Source organism: Methanobrevibacter sp. (assembly GCF_017468685.1).
Lineage (GTDB): Archaea > Methanobacteriota > Methanobacteria > Methanobacteriales > Methanobacteriaceae > Methanocatella.
Window position 1 is genome coordinate 1 of record NZ_JAFUHT010000018.1, and the last position, 6,966, is coordinate 6,966.

7 protein-coding genes are annotated in these 6,966 nt (G+C 32.7%); 2 read left to right on the forward strand and 5 right to left on the reverse strand.

Annotated features, from left to right (window positions below):
• Positions 1 to 28: 28 nt before the first annotated feature.
• The 3 genes from IJ258_RS02695 to IJ258_RS02705 form a co-directional block, all read right to left on the reverse strand.
• A complete protein-coding gene (locus IJ258_RS02695; RefSeq protein WP_292802504.1) occupies positions 29 to 1,897 on the reverse strand; it encodes a hypothetical protein in 1,869 nt (622 codons plus the stop codon).
• Between the two features lie 156 nt (positions 1,898 to 2,053).
• Positions 2,054 to 2,311, reverse strand: a complete 258-nt coding sequence (locus tag IJ258_RS02700; protein WP_292802507.1) for a hypothetical protein — start codon at positions 2,309 to 2,311, stop codon at positions 2,054 to 2,056.
• Between the two features lie 79 nt (positions 2,312 to 2,390).
• The gene (locus IJ258_RS02705; RefSeq protein ID WP_292802510.1) at positions 2,391 to 2,702 is read right to left on the reverse strand and encodes a hypothetical protein; all 312 of its coding nucleotides are present in this window, start codon (positions 2,700 to 2,702) and stop codon (positions 2,391 to 2,393) included.
• 316 nt (positions 2,703 to 3,018) lie between these two features.
• Between IJ258_RS02705 and IJ258_RS02710 the strand changes: the two genes are divergently transcribed.
• Entirely contained in the window at positions 3,019 to 3,864 is an 846-nt protein-coding gene (locus IJ258_RS02710; RefSeq protein WP_292802513.1) for a hypothetical protein, read from the forward strand.
• A gap of 51 nt (positions 3,865 to 3,915) precedes the next feature.
• A complete protein-coding gene (glf, locus tag IJ258_RS02715) occupies positions 3,916 to 5,013 on the forward strand; it encodes a UDP-galactopyranose mutase (RefSeq protein ID WP_292802516.1) in 1,098 nt (365 codons plus the stop codon).
• Positions 5,014 to 5,114: 101 nt separating this feature from the next.
• Here the strand turns inward: glf and IJ258_RS02720 are convergent, their stop codons facing one another.
• The gene (locus tag IJ258_RS02720; protein WP_292802519.1) at positions 5,115 to 5,276 is read right to left on the reverse strand and encodes a hypothetical protein; all 162 of its coding nucleotides are present in this window, start codon (positions 5,274 to 5,276) and stop codon (positions 5,115 to 5,117) included.
• Between the two features lie 45 nt (positions 5,277 to 5,321).
• Positions 5,322 to 6,956, reverse strand: coding sequence for a phosphoserine phosphatase SerB (gene serB, locus IJ258_RS02725; RefSeq protein ID WP_292802522.1), 1,635 nt, complete (start codon positions 6,954 to 6,956; stop codon positions 5,322 to 5,324).
• Positions 6,957 to 6,966: the final 10 nt, after the last annotated feature.

The window sequence follows — 6,966 nt, forward strand, 5'->3', positions numbered from 1 at the left end:
AAAAAAAGAAAAATAAGGAATTAAATCCTTATTTTTTAACTTTTGCAGTCTTTTTAACTGTTTTTTTACCGTATGAAACCTGATATTTTACTTTTTTGCCAACTTTAAGTTTCTTTAAAACTTTTTTCTTGATGGTAACTTTTGCAACACCTTTTTTATTGGTTTTTGCAGTGTATTTTTTACCATTGAATTTGAAAATGACTTTTAAGCCTTTTTTAGCTTTCTTGTTGATTTTTAAAGTTGCCTGAAGTACAAGTTTTTTAGCGGATTTTTTAACCTTAACTGTTTTGAGAGTTAAGGATACGACGGTTTTTGCCTGTGTTTTAGCAGGTGTTTTAGCAGGCGCAGAAGCTTGTTTGACTGTTATATCAAAAGTGTTTGAGTAGAATTGATCATATCCCCAAACTTTTATGATGTGTTGTCCAAGTGTTGTGAATTTTATTGACTGAGAAATTTCACCAAGATTGAAAAAGTTTAAAGCTTTATCCTGTGTTACACCATCCACAGATAGGTAAAAATCTTGATTTAAATCTTTTGGACCTGTAAGCTTGACAGTTACAGAATTTCCAACCTCAACAGTGGCCGGTAGAACAGCAGCTGTAATACCTGGAGTGTTTTTATATACTTCAAAATAAACAGATGTTGAATAAGAATAACTGCCAGATACATATTCAATAATGTATATATAGTCGCCTTCATTTGATTGGGATACTCTTATGCTTGCTTTACCATTAACTACATTTGCACTAGCAATTGGATTTCCATCTTTAACATAGTCGCCATAATCATCTTCTTTTGCTTTATATAAATTGAGAGTACCAGAATATTTACTTGGCAATTCAAGTGTGATAATCTCATTTTCACCCACACTCATTATATCCGGACTAGAAATACTTGGAACAGTAGTTACATCATAAATTACCGGCGATTCTGAATACAAAGGATCATTGCGCAATACTAAACTAATTTGATATTCTTTACCTAATTCTAAATTTTGTGTTGGAATAGTAACACTACCATATCCATCTTTATAGTTTACACTAAATTCATTACCATTAAAAAGTACATATAATGAACCTGTAGCATCATCTGGTAATGAAACTTCAAACACATGATTTGAACCTATTGATAAATATTCAGGATATTCATCAATTTCCAGATTATAATAAAATCTTGTTAATGATGATTTGATTAAAGTTAATTTTTCACCATCATCATATTTTACTTGAACCAAATATGTGCCTACAGGTAATTTTTTAGTAACATCCATTACTTCAATGTCATCATCCTCATAAATTTTGCCATTATAATATATTTCATTATTAATATAAACAATAATATTGCCTTCCAACTCATCATCATAATCATTGTATACAATAGTATGATAAGGCCTACTTATATCAACATCAGAGTAAATTTCTGCATTAATTCCAATATATTCCTCTTTTTCAGTGACAAACAATTTATAATTAGCAAGAGTCAATGAACTGCCTGCGACCGGAACGAAATTAACAAGAATATTATACTCTCCCGGAGCAGTTATTTTTAAATCGTTCAAATCAAGAGAGGTATACCAATTAAATTTCTCGTTGTAAACATTGCTATTGTCAACGGAAACTGTTACATTACCATCCACATCATCATAACTATTAACAGTAACAATATTATAATCATTTTCTATCGGTATTTGTTCCTCATAATCAATATAAAAATCTTCTACTTCAGTTGATTGAATATTAACAACTACATCATCAGTAGATTCCTCAATAGGATTTTCTTCAACATCAGTTACTGCCAGTTCACCGTCAACTGTTACATCTTCAGATGCACCGACTGCACTGACTGTTAAAATTGCAAGTAATATGAATGTTACCAGCATTATCTTTTTTAATTTCATAAAGTACCTCCAAAAATATTGTATATTCATTGTGAATATAATAATATATTATATATTATTCATATTTATAGTTAAAATAATAATTAGAATATAAATAAAATACTTTATGAATGAAAAATATTACATTAGATGTAAAATAAATTAAAAATGTTTAATTTATATTACATCAATCTCATACTCCCCCGGTCTAAGTCCATAGATGTTTGGAACTTCACATTCATATGACTTGGAAAGCTTTTCAAAAACCACATTCAACCTTAAAACAATAAAATCATAGCTTATGTAAACGGAACCTGTAATCTTGCCTTTCATGCATGGCTCATGGTGCATCCCGAATTTGCGGGAGGCATCAATTATCTCAATTGCAGCAGGCTCATCCCTGATGTTGAAATCAATCATTACCCCCTCATCCATCACTACCGTCCTGAAGTATGTGAAGTCCTTCACTGCAGAGAGGTTGAGATAATCATAGGGGTCAGGTATCTTTTCAAGTCTAACTGTCTTCATTAAAAACCTCCCTGAAGTATGCTGAAACCAAAATCACAGAACGTGGAGGATGAGCAGCCAGTATTACCACCAGATCTTCCTCATCATCCCAGTCATATGTCAGCTCAAAGTTAATGCCTGAATCCTTAAACTTGACTATGGATTTTGGTGTTCTGTTTGCCACCACATCACAGATTATATCATCATCGATGCAGCGATGCTCCATTTTTTCGAGAAAATGCTCAGTCAGGAGCACCCTCATCAAATCCTCTTTCAGATAAGGTAAAATTCTTTCAATAGTTCTGATTGTATACGCCATAATATCACGTCTAATTTTGTAATATTACTTTAAATTGACAATTAATAAATATAACTAATTTTTAAATGCAATATTGATTTTAAAATCTTGATTTGTCCTAAAAAAGTAAAATTAGGATTATTTCAAAATATTGTATCATTGTGAAAAATTTATTTGATTTTGAAAAATTGACCTTGTTTTGTAAAATTGCCCCCAGTTTGTAAAATTGATGTGAAAAAAACAAATTATATAAGTCTATATGATTTAAATCTAATAGAAAATAGTTTATATCTAAAATAACACAAATTTAGTTAACAATATTCAGGGCGTGTAACTTATGACTAGTTTTGCAGAAGACAAGATATTTAAAAACATTAATGAAGAAGATGCAAAGATACTACTGGATATAGTTGACAAAAAAACAGTTAAGGTTAAAATTTGGACAAAGGAATTGCGATTACTCGATCCAAAGGACTATGTGCCCGACATAATTCTAGAATTAGATTTTGAAAATATAATAATAGAACTTCAAAGCACACCAGTAGATGATGAATTTTCAAAAAGAGGATTGACTTATGTAGCAGTGGCTAATAGAGTTAAAGAAAATGATAAAGATATGAATTTAATTGTTTTAACAACAGCTGAAGAATCAAAAACAATAAAATACCAATTTAACAACGAAAGTGTATTTACATACCATGTCATTAATCTAAAAGATTTAGATGGCGATAAAATAATTGCAACTGTTGAACCAAAAATTAAAAAAGGATTAAAACTAGAATCAAGAGAATTGATATTATATGCATTAGTTCCGATGATTTTAGGTAAAGACATGGAAAAATATATAAAAAGAGTTGTACAAAACTTATTTCAAGTAAAAAATGCAACAGAATCTGTTAAAAACCTATCATATGGTATTGAATGGCTCATTGTTGACAAATTTGTTAAAGATGAGGAATATAGAAATGTATTGTGTGATTTATTGGGTGATAGAATGACATTAATTTTTGAATATGGAGACAGAAGAGAGAAAAAAGGCCGAGATGAAGGGATGAAAGAAGGAATGAAAGAGGGGATGAAAGAACTAATCGAAAACTTCATCAGCTCCGGAACAACACTCGCCGAAATCTCCAAAAAAACCGGAAAAAGCATTGAAGAGTTGGAAGAAATCCTGAAAGATTAATTTTGAAATTAAACTTAAAATTAATAAGGCACCTTTAACTAATAGATAATTATGAAATATGATTATCTAATTGTCGGGTCAGGACTGTTCGGTTCAATCATTGCTTATGAAATGACCAAAAAGGGCAAAAAATGTCTTGTAATTGAAAAGCGTGACCACATAGGAGGTAACGTTTACACAGAAAATACTGAAAACATCAATGTGCACAAATACGGTGCACACATCTTCCACACCAACAACAAGAAAGTGTGGGAATATATAAACGAATTTGCTGAATTCAACCGCTACACCAACTCGCCGGTTGCAAACTACAAGGGCGAACTCTACAACCTGCCGTTTAACATGAACACCTTCTATCAGATGTGGGGCGTAAAGACACCTCAAGAGGCAAAAGCCAAGATTGAAGAGCAAAAAGCAGAATACCACATTGAAAACCCAAAAAACCTTGAAGAGCAGGCAATATCCCTTATCGGAAAGGATATCTATGAGAAATTAATCAAAGGATACACCGAAAAGCAGTGGGGAAGAAAATGTGAGGACTTGCCGGCATTCATCATCAAAAGGCTCCCAGTAAGATATACTTTTGACAACAACTACTTCAACGATCTCTATCAGGGCATTCCTATTGGAGGATACACTAAAATCATTGAAAAGATGTTGGACGGAGTTGAAGTAAAGCTTAACACTGACTTTTTTGATGATAAAGAAAAATGGATAAATTCAGCGGACAAAATCATATTTACCGGAATGATTGACCAGTATTTTGACTACTGCTACGGAGAGCTTGAATACCGTGGACTTAACTTCGAGTTTGAAACACTTGATGTGGAAAACTATCAGGGAAATGCTGTAATCAACTATACCGATGCTGAAACACCCTTCACACGTATCATCGAGCACAAACACTTTGAAAATGCCGAATCAGATAAGACAATCATCACAAGAGAATATCCGAAAACCTGGCAGAAAGGCGAAGAGGCATATTATCCTATGAATGACGATAAAAACTCCGAACTCTTTAAAAAATATCAGGAACTTGCCAAAAAAGAAGGAAATGTAATTTTTGGAGGACGTTTGGGAATGTATCAGTACTTTGATATGTGGCAGGTAATTGACGAAGCTTTAAAACTGGTTGAAAAGTTGGGCTAATCCCCAACTTTCAATATGTCCAATAAATTTTAAAAATAGAAATTAAAAAATCAACTGAACCAGTACACACAACTGGACCTATCCAAAAAAAGTAAAGAAAATTATTCTTTTTTAGAAGTTAAGTCTTCATTATAAAAACGGTAAAAATCAGCACAGAAATCACAGATTGGATATTTGCCGTTACGATAATAACCAAGGTCTGCCTTATTCATATCAAATTCCTTACCGCAGATAAAACAAGTTTCGATTTTCTCTTCTGACATGTTAAAACCTTAAAAAAAAAAAGAAAATAGTTAGGTTAAGTGAACTTAACCTATGTTGTATTTTTGCAAGAGTAAAATCTCTTCAGTAGAAACTTTACCACCTTGTTTGAATTTTTCAAAGATTTCTTGAGCTCTTTGTTTTTCTTCACGGTTTTTGTTTCCACCGGAAGATCCTTTGTTATCGGATTTTCTGCGTTTAGGTTTGTTGGAACCTAATTTTTTGTTGATAACATGGATGTCGCTTAAGATAGCTTTAAATTCTTCATGTTTAGCGGATGCATTTCTACGTGCTTCGATGAATTTTTTGTGTGCATCGTCAGCAGCGGTTCTGATGTCATCGGTTTTTCTGAAGTATTTAAGCATTTCTTCGTGAGCTGATTGAGCTTTTTCTGAAAGTTCAATAACTTTTTCGTGAGCTTCTTCAGATTGTTTTCTGAGTTCGTCAGCTTCAGCTTTAACGGATTCATCTTCATGAATTTCCATTAATTGTTTTCTTAAGTCGTTAGCGTTTTTAACAAGCTGGTTTTCTTTTTTAATATCGAGTACACGAGTTTCAATGATTTTATCAATCTTTTTGATTTCGTTTTCGATTTTAACTTTGTTACGTTTACCTGAATTCCATTCGAGATTTTTAATTTTAGCATTAGCTTCATTACGAGCTTTTTTAGCAGCTTCAACTTCTTTGTTGATTTCATTACGCTCGTTTCTGAATTCAATAGCTTTGTTTAAGTTTTCTTTTAAGGATGCGTTTAATTCATCTCTTATTTTACGTTGTTCTCTTGCTATTTTGTTGAATTCTTCTCTTTCATCAGCAACTTTGGAGATTTCAGCTTCTTTTTCATCTTTTTGTTTTCTTACACCTTCCATGGTGTCAGCGAGAACGAATTCAGGTTTTTCTTCTTCAGCTTCTTCTTCGGATTCTTCTTCTGCTTCAGCTTCTTCAGCTTCGTCTTCAGTTTCTTCCTCGGTTTCAGCTTCAGCTTCTTCAACGTTTTCAGCTTCTTGAGCTTCTACTTCTTCGACAGTCTCTTCTTCAGCATCATCAGTGGTTAATTGATTAAGGATTTCATCTAAGACTTTGGTTAAGTCTTTTTCATCTACTACTACATCAGCTATTTCTTTTACGGAATCTTTTGCGTTGAATGCAATACCGCAGCCAGCTGATTCAATCATGGAAATGTCGTTAGCGCCATCTCCAACAGCAACTACATCTTCAAGTGCAATTCCTGCTTCTTCGACATGGTCTTTGAGTACATCCAATTTGGATCCTGCAACTAAAGGACCAGTCACTTCACCAGTTAATTTACCATCTTCGACTGTGAAACTATTAGTGTAAACTGCGTCTACGCCGAGTTTTTCTTTAATTTCATCAGCTACTACATCAAAACTACCACTAATGATAGCTACATCAATATCTTTATCTTTCAATCCATTGATGGTGTCTTCAGCTCCAGGCATTAATGGAAGTTCACTAGCAACTTTTTGGATATCTTCAATTGAAGTTCCTTCAAGAAGTTGAACTCTGTCTTTAATAGAAGTTTCAAAGTCAATTTCACCTTGCATAGCTTTTTCAGTAATTTCAGCTATGTCTTCTTCAACATTTGCTAATTTTCCTATCTCATCTATTGCTTCACCATCAATAATAACGTTATCTAAGTCAAATACTACAAGTTTAATCAATAATACCACC

Coding starts and splice junctions, on each gene's coding strand:
- IJ258_RS02700 (WP_292802507.1), bottom strand. CDS start 2,311: ATGGATGAGGGGGTAATGATTGATTTCAACATCAGGGATGAGCCTGCT.
- IJ258_RS02720 (WP_292802519.1), bottom strand. CDS start 5,276: ATGTCAGAAGAGAAAATCGAAACTTGTTTTATCTGCGGTAAGGAATTT.
- IJ258_RS02710 (WP_292802513.1), top strand. CDS start 3,019: ATGACTAGTTTTGCAGAAGACAAGATATTTAAAAACATTAATGAAGAA.
- IJ258_RS02705 (WP_292802510.1), bottom strand. CDS start 2,702: ATGGCGTATACAATCAGAACTATTGAAAGAATTTTACCTTATCTGAAA.
- glf (WP_292802516.1), top strand. CDS start 3,916: ATGAAATATGATTATCTAATTGTCGGGTCAGGACTGTTCGGTTCAATC.
- IJ258_RS02695 (WP_292802504.1), bottom strand. CDS start 1,897: ATGAAATTAAAAAAGATAATGCTGGTAACATTCATATTACTTGCAATT.